The following is a 13,787-nucleotide window of genomic DNA, read 5'->3' as shown; positions in this document are numbered from 1 at the left end:
CACGCCCTCGCTCCGCCGGAGCCGCCCCCTGCCGGCAGCACTCCCCGCCGAGCAGCTGCTCCAGCCCGTCCGCCGCCGTTCCGGTGCCGATCCGGTGCCGATCCGCGGTCGGCCGTCGGCCGTCAGCGGTCAGCCGTCAGCCGTCAGCCGTCGGCCGAATGTCAGTGCGGTGCCGGTTTCGGGTCGAGTGCGTTGTGCACGGTGCAGCCGCCCTCTCCGGGCATCCGCTGTATCGCGGGTGGTACCCAGACCTCGGTGCGCCCCGGGCCGACGAGGGCGAGGAGGCAGTCCTGCGGGTCGAAGCCGTTGCCCTCCACCGCCAGAAGGACTCCGACCCGTGCGCCGTCCGCCTTCACCTCGGTCCGGATCGCCGGGGGCAGGTCCAGGGCGGCGAGCACGCGGCGCACCTCGGCCTCCTCCGCCCGGCCGCCCTCGGGCACCCGGGGAAGCCTCGCACGCAGTTCCTCGTACGGCAGCCGGGGCGGTTCGGGAGGCGCGGCGAAGGCCAGCGCGGGTCCGTCCGGGCAGTCCACGTCGCGGGGCTCCTCGCCCCACGTGGACTTCGGCGACACCCGGACCGTGAAACAGCGCCGCACGGTGACCTCCTCGGCCCCGGGCCACCCGCCGGCCGCCACCCCGGACGTGCGCACGATCATGTCGATGCCGTCCCCGTCGTGGGTCGAGGTGCCCGTCAACCGCAGTACTTCCACCCCACGGATGCGGGCGGCAGCACGGCCGACCTCCTCGGCCGTGCGCGGACGCTGGCCGTAGAGCGCCCGGCCCACCTTCCCGGCCTCCTCCCGCGCGGCGCCCGTCGCCGTGTCCTCGGTGGACGGCACCACCCCGCAGGCTGCGGTGAGCAGCAGGAGCGGGGCGAGCAGGAGCGGTCGGCGCGTCATGCGCACAGCCTTCCGACACCTCGTCCGGCGGTCAACGGCTCACATACTCAGGACGGCCTGAGTACCCGGCCTTCGGCCGGCCCGAGACCGAGAGCAAGAACAAGACCGGCCGAGCCTGGATCAGCCTCTCCCCCGGAGAACGGGAATTTCGGGTCCACGCCGCCCGACGGCCTATTATCGCTTCCTGGGCCTGCGGACCTGATCCGCGGCTCACCAGGTACGGAGAGGCGTCACCCGACCTGCTGCCGATGCGTACCCGAGGAAACACGTGAGCACCGTACAGTCGATCCCCGCCCCGCAGGTCCTTCATGAGGCCGGCCGCCGACGGACCTTCGCTGTGATCAGCCATCCGGACGCGGGCAAGTCCACGCTCACCGAGGCGCTGGCGCTGCACGCGCGGGCGATCACTTCCGCCGGTGCGGTGCACGCCAAGGGTGACCGACGCGGCGTGACCAGCGACTGGATGGAACTGGAACGCGAGCGCGGTATCTCGGTGACCTCGGCCGCCTTGCAGTTCGACTATCGCGGCCACGTGATGAACCTGGTCGACACCCCCGGCCACGCCGACTTCTCCGAGGACACCTACCGGGTGCTGGCCGCCGTCGACTGCGCGATCATGCTGGTCGACGCGGCCAAGGGCCTGGAGGAGCAGACCCGCAAGCTTTTCGCGGTCTGCCGCCATCGCGGCGTCCCCGTGATCACCTTCATCAACAAGTGGGACCGGCGCGGCCAGGATGCGCTCACCCTGCTCGAGGACATCGAGACGCACCTCGGGATCACCCCCGTCCCGGTCGTCTGGCCGGTGGGCAACGCGGGCAACCTGCGCGGCCTGGTCGAAGCGTCGAACACCGAGCAGATGCTGCGCTACACCAAGGTGCCGGCCGGCACGCACGCCGCCCTCGAGGAGCAGCTCACCTCCGAGAAGGCCGCCGAGCAGGAGGGCGAAGCCTGGACGACCGCGCTGGAGGAGCTGGAGCTGATGCTCTCGTCCGGCCCCGGCTACGACCAGGAGGACTTCGAGGCCGGCAGGATCAGCCCGGTCTTCTTCGGCGCCGCGCTGACCAACATAGGGGTGAAGCTCCTGCTGGACGCCGTGGTCGACCTCGCTCCGGCTCCCGGGCCCCGCCGGCTGGCCAAGGGCGGCAGCCGCGAGGTCGGCGAGGAGTTCTCCGGCCTGGTGTTCAAGATCCAGGCGAACATGGACCCGGCCCATCGCGACCGGATCGCCTTCGTCCGAGTCTGCTCCGGCGTCTTCGAGCGCGGCATGCACGTCACCCGGGCGGCCAGCGGCCGCTCGTTCGCCACCAAGTACGCGCACACCGTCTTCGGAGCCGAGCGCACCGTGGTCGACACCGCGTACCCCGGCGATGTGGTCGGCCTGATCAACGCGAGCGCGCTGCGGGTCGGCGACACCCTCTTCACCGGCAAGAAGGCCGAGTACCCCCCGCTGCCCGCCTTCGCCCCCGAGTACTTCGCGGTGGCACGGCCCAAGGACATCAGCCGGTCCAAGCAGTTCCGCAAGGGCATCGCCCAACTCGACGAGGAAGGCGTGATCCAGGTGCTGGTCTCCGACCGGCGTGGCGACCAGGCGCCGGTCATGGCCGCGGTCGGCCCGATGCAGTTCGATGTGATCCTGCACCGGATGGAGCACGAGTTCTCTTCCCCGATCGCCCTCGACCAGCTCTCCTACCGCTTGGCCCGGATCACTGACGCCGAAGGCGCCGCCGCCCTGACCAAGGCCCGCCTGATCAGCGGCGAGGTGCTCACCCGCCGCTCGGACGACGTGCTGCTGGCCCTGTTCGCCGACAAGTGGCAGCTGAACGCCTTCCAGCGCACCCACCCCGACATCCTGCTCCAGCCGCTGATCGCCACGGCGGACTGATCGCCGACGTCCTCGGTCCGGCCGCCGTCGACAGGCCGACCGCTACCCGGCCGAGCCACCGACGCCGGCCGGACCGAGGACGTCGGGTGGTGGCGCCGGGACCGCCCCGCGTTGCTCGAGGCCGTCGCACGCCACCACCACGCTCACCCGCTCGCCGCCGCCGTCGGGCTCGGCGGTGAGCGGGAGCTCCCGGCCACCCGCAACGGGCGCTTCAGGGGTGCGGTCGCCCCGGAGGGCTGCGCGGTCAGCGCCGACGGCCGCCGATGCGGCGGTCGTCGGCCAGTGCGGTCAGCGGGCCGTACTCGCAGGCAAGCTCGTTCCACGTCAGAACCTCGCCACAGCGGGCGGGGAAATCCTTCGGGTTGAACTCGGGCATGGTCCAGGTGCCAGTGCCCCGGTCCCGCAGCCACAGGTCCCCGTCACCGTCGACCACAGTCGGCGGGACCGGTACGGGCTCGGCCTGATCGGTGGGCTCCCAGGTGACCCGGCCCGGGTGGGAAGCGCGGCGCAGCTCTGTGGTGGCCAGCCGCGCGGCCAGGTCACGAGTGGACTCCTCGGCCTCCTTGACCGACGCGAGCCGGAATGCGTCGTCGAGTACGGGCAGGGCTGGATTCTTGCTGCGCTTTGAACTCATACGCTGACTTACCTCCGGTGGGGGGCGTCACATCCGTTGTGGCACCCCGTACAGGAACACGGTATCCGAGGCGGGAGCCAGGTCGGCTACGACCAGGAGGGCCGGCTCACCTCGTCCGGCACCGGTTCCACCACCGCGTTCTCCCGGTACGACGGAAACGGCCTGCGTGCCTCCAAGACCGTCGGTGCCACCTGTCCCGACCGGCCCGCAGCCCGGCACACCAACCGGATCCGAGTCCAGGGCGCGGCTCTCCTCCCTACCGCCCGCAGTCGCTCAAGGCCGCGGCCGCCCGGCCGGAGGCCCGAGCGACCCCGAAGAACTCCGGGCACCGACGGACTGGGTGATCCAGCCGGTGCCCGGCCGGTCGGCACCGGTCCATCGGTGCCGACCGTCCCCGTCTCCCGCCCCCGGAGGAATCGGCTCGTGGTTCCCGTGGGCCCAGACGGTGGCTGAGGGACGGGTGTGCTGCATGGGGTTCCTCGGAGTCAGCGCAGCGTGGTGCCGGTGGGGGTGTCGAGGAGGGTGAGGTCGGTGCGGGTGGGCAGGCCCTCCCAGTCGCCGCGGGTGGCGACGGCGAAGGCGGCGGTGTCGGTGGCGCGGTGGAGACGTTGTCGGGGGGTGAGGCCGTCGAGGAGGGCGGAGAGGTAGCCGGCGACGAAGGCGTCGCCGGCGCCGACGACGTCCACGACGGGGACGTGCCGGGCCGGGGCGTGGTGGGTGCCGCGGGTGGTGATGACGTCGGCTCCGGAGCCGCCGCGGGTGAGGACGATCTCGCGGGTGCCCCGGTCGAGGAGGGCGGTGACGATGTCGGCCTCGTCGAGAGTGGGGTCGTCGGCGACCAGGTGGAGTTCGTCGGCGGAGGCGATGAGGATGTCGGCGGTGCGGGCCAGTGGCAGGAGGGTCTCGCGGGCCTGCCGCTGGGTCCACAGGCGGGCGCGGTGGTTGACGTCGAGGGTGACGGTGATGCCGAGTTCGCGGGCGCGGGCGGCGGCCGCCCCGACGGTTCGGGCGGCCGAGGGGCCGAGGGCGGGGGTGATGCCGGTCAGGTGCAGGACGCGGGTGCCCGGTTCCAGGGCGGGCAGGACGTCCTCGGGGCGCAGGGCGGATCCGGCGGAGCGTTCGCGGTAGTAGTGGACACTGGCGAGGTCGCCGATGCCGTCCTCGCGCACCAGCAGTCCGGTCGGCCGGCCGTCGGTGTCGACATGGGTGTGGGCGGTGTCGACGCCCTCGGCGCGCAGGGTGCGCAGGACCAGGGCGCCGAAGGGGTCGGCGCCGACGCGGCCGACCCAGCGGGCGGAGTGGCCGAGTCGGGCGAGGCCGATGGCGACATTGGCCTCCGCTCCGGCGACGGACAGTTCCATGGGCGGGGCGAGCCTGATCGGTCCGGTCGCGCGCAGGGCCGCCATGGCCTCGCCGACGGTCACGACCTCGGGTACGGCGTTCACGGGGCCACCACCGCGCCGAGGGCCCTGCGCCACTGCGCGGCGCGGTCGCGCAGTGCGCGCTGGTCGCCGCCGTCGGCGGCGTCGCCGACCAGGGGCGAGCCCACGCCGACGGCGGCGGCTCCGGCGGCGAGGTGGGCGAGGGCGGTGGTGGCGTCGATCCCGCCGACGGGGACGAACGGGACGTCGGGGAAGGGGGCGCGCAGCGCGGCCAGGTGGGCGGGGCCGCCCAGCAGCGCGGGGAAGAGTTTGACGGCGAGGGCGCCGTGCCGGATGGCCGCCATGACCTCACTGGGTGTCAGGGCGCCCATCAGGACGGGTGGATGCCCGGGGCCGTGGGGCAGGCCGGCGACGAGGCCGGGGGTGACGAGGAAGCCGGCTCCGGCGTCGGTGGCGCGGGCGGCGTCGTCGGGGGTCAGGACGGTGCCGGCGCCGAGGTCGGCGTCGGGCCCGAGTTCGCGGCGGGCCTGTTCGATCACCCACAGGGCGTCGGTGGTGGTGAGGGAGACCTCGCTCGCGGTGAGGCCCTCCTCGGCGAGGGTGAGCACGGTGCGCAGGGCGGCGTCGCGGTCGGTGCCGCGGACGACGACGAGGGTGCGGTAGGGCAGTTCGCTCGGTCTCATGGAGTGCTTTCACGGAGCGGGGCGGATGTGTGGTGGGCGGTGAGGGTCAGGTTCCAGTGCAGTTCGCCGGCGGCGGGGACGACGGCCGCGTCACCCCGGCAGGCCTCGGCGAGGTCGAAGACGGTGCCCAGCATGGGTTCGACACCGATGCTGCGGTAGGCCCCGGTGGCCGGGTAGCCGCCGAGGTTGCGCCACAGCGCGACGGACAGCGGGACGCCAGTGTCGGCCCGGAGGCTGAGGTGGAGGAGGTCCGGTCCGTCGGTGACCGACACGTCCGCGCAGTGGGTGAGGACGGCGCCGACGGCGGTGCCGTCGTCCGGGCCGAGGCGGTCCAGGGGCAGTCCGAGCGGGGTGGGCCAGTGTCCGGTGAGGTGCGGGGCGTTCGCGGGCCACGGCCGGTCGATCAGGTGGGCGGCCTCGGGGAAGACGCGGGTGGCCGTTCCCGCGGGTGCGAGGAGCCGGGCGCCGGGCCCGACGTCGAGCAGCGCGTGGGCCGCCCAGAGGAAGCGGTACCCGGGGTCCGCCGACAGGTGGTAGGTGGCGCTCAGGGCTCCGGACCGGTCCTGCCGCAGGCTGCGGCGCAGGACGAAATCGGGGTGGTCGAGCACGTCGGTGCCGCCGTCGTGCCGCCAGGGCCGGGACCAGGCGTCGCCGTGGTCGGGGGTGCCGCGGACGGTGGGGAGGCATTCCTCCAGACCGCCCGCGTCGACGAAGGCATCGCCGGGCCGGACGGTGTCGCGGGCGGGGCAATGGCGGCGCCAGAGCCACTCGCGTCCGCCGCCCCGCAGGCTGGTCCACCGGCCGCCGTGGCGGGGGTCGGTGGTGGCGGTGAGGGGGATCCGGTTGACCGGGAGCGGGTTCACCATTCCGCGAACCCGCCGTCCTGGTGGTACCAGACGGGGCTGCGCCAGCGGTGCCCGCGTTCGGCGGCGCGGCGGACGGCGCCCTCGTCGATCTCGATCCCGAGGCCGGGGGCGGTCGGGAGGGCGGCGTGTCCGTCGGTGAAGCGCAGCGGCGCGGTGTCGAGGAGGTAGTCGAGGACGTCCCCGCCCCGGTTGTAGTGGATGCCGACGCTCTGTTCCTGGATGAGGAAGTTCGGTACGGCAAAGCCGAGTTGGATGCTCGCGGCGAGCGCGATCGGGCCGAGGGGGCAGTGCGGGGCCATCGCGACGTCGTGGGTCTCGGCGAGGGCGGCGATGCGGCGGACCTCGGAGATGCCGCCCGCGTGCGAGACGTCGGGTTGGGCGACGGCAATGCCGGTGGTGAGGATGTCGCGGAAGTCCCAGCGGGAGTAGAGCCGTTCGCCGCAGGCGAGCGGCACGGTGGTGGAGTCGACGAGCCGGCGCAGGTCGCGGGCGTGTTCGGGCAGGACGGGCTCCTCCACGAACAGCGGGTGGAGCGGTTCGAGCAGGGGCAGGACGCGCCGGGACATCGCGGTCGACAGCCGGCCGTGGAAGTCGATCGCGACGTCGTTCTCGTCGCCGACGGCCTCGCGGACGGCGGCCACCCGGTCGACGATCTCCCGGGTCCGGGCGGGGGTGTCGATCGGCCGCAGCTGCGCGGAGCCGTTCATCTTGACGGCGGTGAACCCGGCCTCGACCTGTTCGCGGGCGAGTTCGGCGACGTGGGCGGGGCTGTCCCCGCCGATCCACGCGTACATCCGCAGCCGGTCGCGGACCGGTCCGCCGAGCAGTTGGTGGACGGGGACGCCGTGGGTCTTGCCCTTGATGTCCCACAGGGCCTGGTCGATGCCGGCGACGGCGCTGGAGAGGACGGGGCCGCCGCGGTAGAAGCCGCCCTTGGTGAGCACCTGCCAGTGGTGCTCGATCCGCAGCGGGTCCGCGCCGACGAGGTGGTCGGCCAGTTCCGCGACGGCGGCGCGGACGGTCTCCGCGCGGCCCTCGACGACGGGTTCGCCCCAGCCGGTGATCCCCTCGTCGGTGGCGATGCGCAGGAACAGCCAGCGGGGGGCGACGAGGAAGGTCTCCAGAGCTGTGATCCTCATTCGGATGCCCCCTGCTGCGGCGTGTGCACCAGGTCGAGATCGGCGGTGGCCTGGGCGAGCAGGTGCCGGACGGCCTGCTCGGCCGCGTGCGGGTCGCGGTCGCGGACGGCGTCGAGGACCGCGCGGTGCGCGGGCACGGGGTCGGACCAGTGCTCCGCGCTGTGGACGAGGTGGTCGCGCACCCGCAGCCCGGCCTCGATCACCACCTCCATGCGGGTGAGCAGTTCGTTGTGGGTGGCGGCGAGCAGGGCGCGGTGGAACGCCAGGTCGGCCTCGACCGCGGCGTCGGTGTCGTGGCCGGCGTCGGCCATGCGTTCCAGGGCGTGGGCGAGACCGGCGAGGTCGGCCTCGTCGCGGCGCTCGGCGGCGAGGCGGGCGGCGGCCGGCTCCATGATCGAGCGGACCTCGCCCAGATCGGTCAGGAAGCCTTTGTCGGGAATGCCGGCGCCCTGCCAGCGCAGCAGGTCGACGTCCAGCAGGTTCCAGTCCGCGCGGGGTCGCACGAAGGTTCCCAGCTTCTGCCGCGATCCGATCAGGCCCTTGGCGGCCAGCACCCGCAGCGCCTCGCGCAGCACGGTCTTGCTGACCCCGATCTCCTGCTCCAGCCGGTCCGGGGACAGGAACGAGCCGGGTGCGTAGGCACCGCTGACGATCCGCTTCCCGATGATGTCGATGATCTGCTGGTGCAGATTGCGGGTGGGCGGCTGGTTCATAGGGGGCCTTCCGGTGCGGGTGTTCGGGGGTGCGTCGTGATGAGGCGGCTGGGTCATGAGGAGGCTTTGACGATGGACCAGCCCCCGTCCACGACGAGGGTGGTGCCGGTGACGTAGGAGGCGTCGGCCGAGGCGAGGAAGGCGACGGTGGCCGCCACCTCCTCGGGGGTGCCGAACCGCTTGGCGACCGTCCCGGCCACGCTGTCGGCCTGCCCCGCCCCGTCCACCCGCTCCCACGCCGCCGTCAGGATCGGACCGGGAACGACGGTGTTGACCCGCACCTGCGGCCCGTACTCCACGGCCAGCTGGCGCCCCAGCGAGCACAGCGCGCCCTTCGCGGCGGCATAGGCGGGATGCCCGGGCAGGCCCACCAGCGCGTGGACCGACGAGGTCAGCACCACCGAGCCGCCACTGTCGCGCAGCAACCCGGCGAAGGCACGCACCCCCAGCCACGCGGCCTTCAGCGTGACCGCCAACTGGCCGTCCCACTCCGGCTCGGTCAGCTCGTGCGCCGGTTTGACCACCACCGCGTACGCGTTGCTGTGCAGCACGTCCAACCGCCCGTAACTGCTCCGCACATGGGCCGCCAGCTCTTCCCACACCGCCGCGGACGACACGTCGCCGTGCCGGTACTCGGCCCGCCCGCCCCGCGCCGTGATCGCCTCGGCCGTCGCCCGCCCCGCGGCGTCGGCGATGTCGACGATCACCACCGCCGCACCCTCCGCCGCCAGACGTCGCGCCGTCGCTGCGCCGATACCGGCGGCGGCACCGGTGATCACGGCGACCCGGCCACGGAAGCGGTGGCATGTCTGCTCTGTCATGCCCTGAAGGTACAGCTGGACATTAATTATGCAAATACCTTGACAGGGGATGTCCGTGGCCGCAGGCTCTGCCACCAAGACGGCACCGGACACAGGCTGGACACAGCCTCGCCGCTTCCGAAGCCCGGAACACGCGACGTGCCGTCGAGCCTTTCCACGCCAGGCCGAGCCCCTGCCGGCCGAGGCCCCAACCGGATCCCTCGGCCGCGTGGCAGCACAGACCGCTGTCCGTGGACCTGCCCGGAGCACCCCGCCCGCAACTCGGTCGGCTGTGCCGGCGCGCCTCGCCCCGCCCCACCTCAGGCCTCTCCTTCCTCTCTTCCGAGCAGGTCCGCTCGTCCCCCTGGAGTCGATGATGTCCATCACCACGCACCGCCGTACTGTGGCCGCCGCCACGGGCGCCCTGCTCACGCTCGCCCTTGGGACGGCGTGTTCCACCGGTCAGCAGTCGCCCTCGTCCTCCGGGGCGGGTGCCTCGGTCGCTCCGGTGAGCGGCAAGATCTCGATGACCTACCTGCAGAAGCAAGGCGATCAGGAGTACTTCGTCGGAGAGGCTGCCGGAGCGAAGGCCAAGGCCGCGGAGCTCGGCGTCGACCTCAAGGTGGTCAACCTCGGCAACGACGCGAACAAGACCGTCAGCGAGGTCCAGGCGGCCGTCGCGCAGAAGACCAACGGCCTGATCGTCGTCGTCCCGGATCCGGCGGTGGGCCCCCAGGTCGTGCAGGCGGCCAAGGACGCCAAGGTCGCACTGCTCACCTCCGACGACCAGATCTGCACGAGCGGCCCGGACCCGGCCGTGTGCGCGAAGACCGACCTCGTTCCCCGGATCGGCTTCTCCGGCGCCCAGATGGGTGGCGAGGTCGGCAAGCGCGCCGCCGAAGAGTTCGTGAAGGCCGGCTGGAACCCCGCCGACACCCGCATCATCGCCGCCTGGAAGCAGGACGTCACCGTCTGCGGCGACCGGGTCAAGGCCGCCAAGGAAGCATTCGCCGCCGCGGGCAGCGCGGGCGTCCAGAAGATCGACGTCGCCACCGACAACACCCCCACCGGCGCCCAGGACAGGATCGCCGCCACCGTCACCGCCAACCCCGGCGTGAAGAACTGGATCGTCTGGGGCTGCAACGACGAGAACGTCCAGGGCGGCGTCACCGCCCTGGAGAACGCCGGCTTCAAGGCCGACAACATCATCGGCGTCGGCCTCGGCGCCTACCTCGCCTGCAAGAACTGGAACAGCGGCAAGCCCACCGGCATGAAGGCCGCCCTCTTCATCAACGGCAAGGACGTCGGGGCCCTCGCCGTCCAGACCCTCTACGACAAGCTCAAGAACGGCAAGGACATGCCCGCCGAGGCCTTCGCCCCCACCACCATGGTCGACGCCACCACCTTCAAGACCAGCGGCGCCACCTGCAGCTGACACCACCGACCAACGCCGTCCCCGACCCGCGCACTACGGGCACTACGGGCACTACGGGCACCAGAGAACCCCCGGAGAGCATCCTCGTCGAACGTCCCGGCCGGGGCCCTGCCCCCGCCGACTCGCACCGCCTGGATCCTGCGCCGACACTCCCCCGGTCCGGCGACCCGCACGCGTCCTCGCCCACCGAACCGCCCGTACCGAAATGCCGTACCGGTACGACACGAGCGCCGAGCCGCTCGCGGCGGGCCGCACACCCCGACACCGAACGATCGACCTGCCCGTCCCCCACAAAGGCCTGCCGGCGCACGCCGAGAAATCCTCCTCCGGCCACCGTACGCAATCCGCCTCGCCGCAGAGAATCGCTCGCCTTCCCCTCTCCAGGAGATCCCCATGCAGACCTCCATTGTGCTGTGGAACCGTAAGGATCCGTCGACTCCCTCATCCCTCGGATCGGCCAGAACTCCGGCGGCGGGCCGCGGACGGGCCTGCGCGGCGGTGCTGGCCGCCGCCGTCGTCGTCGCGCTCGCCGCGCCCCTGCCGGCACAGGCCGCGCCCACCGAGACGGTCGTCGACGTGACCACGTTCGGCGCCGACCCCACCGGCACGCGGGACAGCGCCGCAGCGGTGAAGGCGGCCCTTCGGCAGGCCAGGACCGTGCAGGGACCGGTGCGGGTGCTGTTCCCGCGAGGCACCTACCAGATCTACCCGGAGCAGGCCGAGACCCGGGAGCTGTACCTGTCCAACACCGTAGGCGCCGACCCGACCTACCGGGACAAGCGCATCGGCATCCTCATGGAGGACATGCGCGACGTCACGATCGACGGCGGCGGCTCGCACCTGCAGTTCCACGGACTGATGACCGCCTTCGCCGCCGTCCGCTCCCAGAACGTCACGGTGCGCGGCTTCAGCTTCGACGTCACCGCCCCGAAGGTCGTCGACGCCACCGTCAGCGAGGCCGGCGTGTCCGACGGCCGCGCCTACCGGGTGCTCAGCATCCCGCCCACCAACGGCTTCACCGTGGCGAACAACCAGGTCACCTGGCTCGGCGAGAAGAGCCCCGCCACCGGACAGCCCTACTGGTCCGGCGTCAACGGCATGAGGTACACCCAACTCCACGACCCGGCGGCCAGGAGCACCTGGCGCGGCGCCAGCCCCCTGTTCACCGACGTCGCCTCGATGACACACCTGGCCGGCAACAAGCTGCGCATCGATTACACGAGCGCGGCTCCTCCGACCGACCGCGGGCTGGTCTACCAGATGCGGGAGGACACCCGCGACACCGCCTCCGCGTTCTTCTGGGAGTCCAAGGACGTCACCGTGCAGGGACTGAAGGCCCGCTACCTGCACGGCTTCGGCTTCCTCGGGCAGATGAGCGAGAACATCACCATCGACGGCAACGACTTCCGCACCGACCCCGCCGGCGGACGCAGCACGGCGGGGTTCGCCGACTTCGTCCAGATGTCCGGCATCAAGGGCGCCGTCAGCATCAGGAACAACGTGTTCGACGGCGCGCACGACGACGCGATCAACATCCACGGCACCTACGTCGAGGTCACCGGACGCTCCGCCGACGGCAGGACGCTCACTCTCGACTACCGCCACCACCAGACGGCCGGATTCCCCCAGTTCTACCCCGGCGACAGCGCGGAGATCGTGGACAAGCGGACGATGGCAGCGGTCCCCGGCACCACCGTGAAGGTCGTGTCGGTGGACGGCCCGACGGGCCGCGACCACGACAAGCCGCTGACCACCATGAAGGTCACCTTCGACCAGGCCGTCCCCGCCTCCGTCACCCCCGGGAACTTCGTGGTGGAGAACACCACCTACACCCCCACCGTCGACATCAGCAACAACACCGTCGTCAACATCCCCACCCGCGGCATCCTGGTCACCACCCGCAAGCCCGTCGTCATCAAGAACAACACCTTCGACGGCACCGGGATGGCCGGCATCTTCATCTCCTCCGACGCCAAGGAGTGGTACGAGTCCGGCCCCGCCCAGGACGTCCTCATCACCAACAACACCTTCCTGCGCCCGGCGGGCCCGGCGATCCTGATCGAGCCCACCAACCAGGTCCAGGACGCCGGCAACCCGGTGAGCCGCAACATCCGCATCCAGGACAACGACTTCAGGATCGGCGACGTCCGCCTCCTCAACGCCAAGAGCGTCGGCGGCATCACCTTCGAGCGCAACGACGTCCGCCGCCTCGACCGCAACACCGCGTTCACGGCCGAGACGACCACCACCAACACCTGCCTCGCGCCGGGCGCCACCACCACCGTCCGCACGGTCACCGCCGCGGCACCCTACAAGACTCCGCTGTTCACCTACCGCGCCTCCTCCGGCGCCGTCGTCAAGGACAACAACTTCGACAACGGACTGAACCTGCGCGCGGAGCTGAACGCCACCGACGCCGCCCAGGTCACCACCGACGAAGTCACCACCAACGGCACCGACAAGGTCCTGCCCCTGCTGCCGAACGTCACCTACACCAGCAACAACCCGGCCGTCGCCACGGTCGACGCCGGAGGCAAGGTGACCGCCAAGGCCGCCGGAACCGCCCTCATCACGCCCGTCACCACCAGCCAACTCGGCGACACCACCGGCAGGCCCGTCACGATCCAGGTCGGCTGCGCGGTCCCCACGACCTACCGCACGGTAGCCGTCACCGGGACCAGCGACGTGATCGACGTGAGCGGAAGCTCCCTCGCCGACGGCGGCCCCGTCGTCCGCCGGCCCGGCACCGGCGGCGCGAACCAGCGCTTCGAGTTCCGGCCGCTCGCCGACGGCCACGTGCGCATCGTCAACCAGAACAGCGGCAAGGACCTGGCCGTGCTGAACGCGTCCAAGACTGCCGGAGCGAAGATCATCCAGCACTCCTACGCACCCGGCGCCGACACCAACGACGAATGGCGCCTGGAGGATGCCAGCAACGGCCGCGTGCGCATCGCCAACCGCCTCAGCGGCCTCTACCTCACCGCCGGCACCACCCAGAACAGCCAGTTCGAACAGCGCCCCTACGACAGCACCGGCAACCTGCAGACCTTCACCATCAACTGACCTCCCGCCGCAGTGGGGCACCGGCGGCGGCCTGCAGTCCGCCGCCCAACGGCCCCTCGCAGCAAAGACCCCGACCTGATCTTCCATCCCTGCCCGCGGTCGGACTGTCGTCCGGCCGCCGGCATCAAGACCGTCCTCCAAACTCTGGCCGGGCTGCGCACCGGCCACTCCCACAACCGCCGCGCACCGTGCCGATCGCCATCGAGGCCGCGAACGGGCTGCTCGTCACCGCGCTGCGCCACCACGGACAGACCGTCGTGCCGATCGCGCCGGCACGGAGCGACGCGAGGC

The 13,787-nt window shown here is 72.1% G+C and carries 11 protein-coding genes; 3 read left to right on the top strand and 8 right to left on the bottom strand.

Translation table 11 applies throughout. The features are described from left to right. Positions 1-161 precede the first annotated feature (161 nt). The gene (locus tag ACW14Y_RS37670) at positions 162-899 is read right to left on the bottom strand and encodes a translation initiation factor IF-2 (RefSeq protein WP_456985018.1); all 738 of its coding nucleotides are present in this window, start codon (positions 897-899) and stop codon (positions 162-164) included. A 268-nt stretch (positions 900-1,167) separates the two neighbouring features. Here ACW14Y_RS37670 and ACW14Y_RS37665 point away from each other — a divergent pair, with 268 nt between their 5' ends. Continuing rightward, positions 1,168-2,781, top strand: a complete 1,614-nt coding sequence (locus ACW14Y_RS37665) for a peptide chain release factor 3 (RefSeq protein ID WP_380441076.1) — start codon at positions 1,168-1,170, stop codon at positions 2,779-2,781. A gap of 244 nt (positions 2,782-3,025) precedes the next feature. Here ACW14Y_RS37665 and ACW14Y_RS37660 read toward each other — a convergent pair whose 3' ends face one another. The 7 genes from ACW14Y_RS37660 to ACW14Y_RS37630 all read right to left on the bottom strand — a co-directional run bounded on the left by ACW14Y_RS37660 (position 3,026) and on the right by ACW14Y_RS37630 (position 9,019). Beyond that, the gene (locus ACW14Y_RS37660; RefSeq protein ID WP_380306707.1) at positions 3,026-3,415 is read right to left on the bottom strand and encodes a hypothetical protein; all 390 of its coding nucleotides are present in this window, start codon (positions 3,413-3,415) and stop codon (positions 3,026-3,028) included. 485 nt (positions 3,416-3,900) lie between these two features. Then, positions 3,901-4,860, bottom strand: coding sequence for a sugar kinase (locus tag ACW14Y_RS37655; RefSeq protein WP_456985017.1), 960 nt, complete (start codon positions 4,858-4,860; stop codon positions 3,901-3,903). After that, positions 4,857-5,480: a bifunctional 4-hydroxy-2-oxoglutarate aldolase/2-dehydro-3-deoxy-phosphogluconate aldolase gene (locus tag ACW14Y_RS37650; RefSeq protein ID WP_380306705.1), complete on the bottom strand. Its 624-nt coding sequence runs from the start codon at positions 5,478-5,480 to the stop codon at positions 4,857-4,859. Before ACW14Y_RS37650 ends, ACW14Y_RS37655 begins: the two co-directional genes overlap by 4 nt. Next, positions 5,477-6,346, bottom strand: coding sequence for a hypothetical protein (locus ACW14Y_RS37645; RefSeq protein ID WP_380306703.1), 870 nt, complete (start codon positions 6,344-6,346; stop codon positions 5,477-5,479). Before ACW14Y_RS37645 ends, ACW14Y_RS37650 begins: the two co-directional genes overlap by 4 nt. Next, complete coding sequence (dgoD, locus tag ACW14Y_RS37640) at positions 6,340-7,485, bottom strand: galactonate dehydratase (protein ID WP_456985015.1); 1,146 nt, start codon at positions 7,483-7,485, stop codon at positions 6,340-6,342. Before dgoD ends, ACW14Y_RS37645 begins: the two co-directional genes overlap by 7 nt. Beyond that, a complete protein-coding gene (locus ACW14Y_RS37635; RefSeq protein WP_456985014.1) occupies positions 7,482-8,198 on the bottom strand; it encodes a FadR/GntR family transcriptional regulator in 717 nt (238 codons plus the stop codon). Before ACW14Y_RS37635 ends, dgoD begins: the two co-directional genes overlap by 4 nt. A gap of 53 nt (positions 8,199-8,251) precedes the next feature. Continuing rightward, on the bottom strand, positions 8,252-9,019 hold the full coding sequence (locus ACW14Y_RS37630) for an SDR family NAD(P)-dependent oxidoreductase (RefSeq protein WP_380306697.1): 768 nt from the start codon (positions 9,017-9,019) through the stop codon (positions 8,252-8,254). 355 nt (positions 9,020-9,374) lie between these two features. Between ACW14Y_RS37630 and ACW14Y_RS37625 the strand changes: the two genes are divergently transcribed. Both ACW14Y_RS37625 and ACW14Y_RS37620 read left to right on the top strand, forming a co-directional pair. Beyond that, the gene (locus ACW14Y_RS37625) at positions 9,375-10,433 is read left to right on the top strand and encodes a substrate-binding domain-containing protein (protein WP_380388972.1); all 1,059 of its coding nucleotides are present in this window, start codon (positions 9,375-9,377) and stop codon (positions 10,431-10,433) included. A 393-nt stretch (positions 10,434-10,826) separates the two neighbouring features. Then, on the top strand, positions 10,827-13,496 hold the full coding sequence (locus tag ACW14Y_RS37620) for an RICIN domain-containing protein (protein ID WP_456985013.1): 2,670 nt from the start codon (positions 10,827-10,829) through the stop codon (positions 13,494-13,496). The last annotated feature ends 291 nt before the right edge of the window (positions 13,497-13,787 follow it).

The organism is Kitasatospora sp. cg17-2, from assembly GCF_054031055.1.
Note: the sequence above shows the minus strand (reverse complement) of the source record. Positions and strands in the feature narration are given on the sequence as shown.

Coding starts and splice junctions, on each gene's coding strand:
- ACW14Y_RS37670 (WP_456985018.1), bottom strand. CDS start 899: ATGACGCGCCGACCGCTCCTGCTCGCCCCGCTCCTGCTGCTCACCGCA.
- ACW14Y_RS37660 (WP_380306707.1), bottom strand. CDS start 3,415: ATGAGTTCAAAGCGCAGCAAGAATCCAGCCCTGCCCGTACTCGACGAC.
- ACW14Y_RS37650 (WP_380306705.1), bottom strand. CDS start 5,480: ATGAGACCGAGCGAACTGCCCTACCGCACCCTCGTCGTCGTCCGCGGC.
- ACW14Y_RS37645 (WP_380306703.1), bottom strand. CDS start 6,346: ATGGTGAACCCGCTCCCGGTCAACCGGATCCCCCTCACCGCCACCACC.
- dgoD (WP_456985015.1), bottom strand. CDS start 7,485: ATGAGGATCACAGCTCTGGAGACCTTCCTCGTCGCCCCCCGCTGGCTG.
- ACW14Y_RS37635 (WP_456985014.1), bottom strand. CDS start 8,198: ATGAACCAGCCGCCCACCCGCAATCTGCACCAGCAGATCATCGACATC.
- ACW14Y_RS37630 (WP_380306697.1), bottom strand. CDS start 9,019: ATGACAGAGCAGACATGCCACCGCTTCCGTGGCCGGGTCGCCGTGATC.
- ACW14Y_RS37625 (WP_380388972.1), top strand. CDS start 9,375: ATGTCCATCACCACGCACCGCCGTACTGTGGCCGCCGCCACGGGCGCC.
- ACW14Y_RS37620 (WP_456985013.1), top strand. CDS start 10,827: ATGCAGACCTCCATTGTGCTGTGGAACCGTAAGGATCCGTCGACTCCC.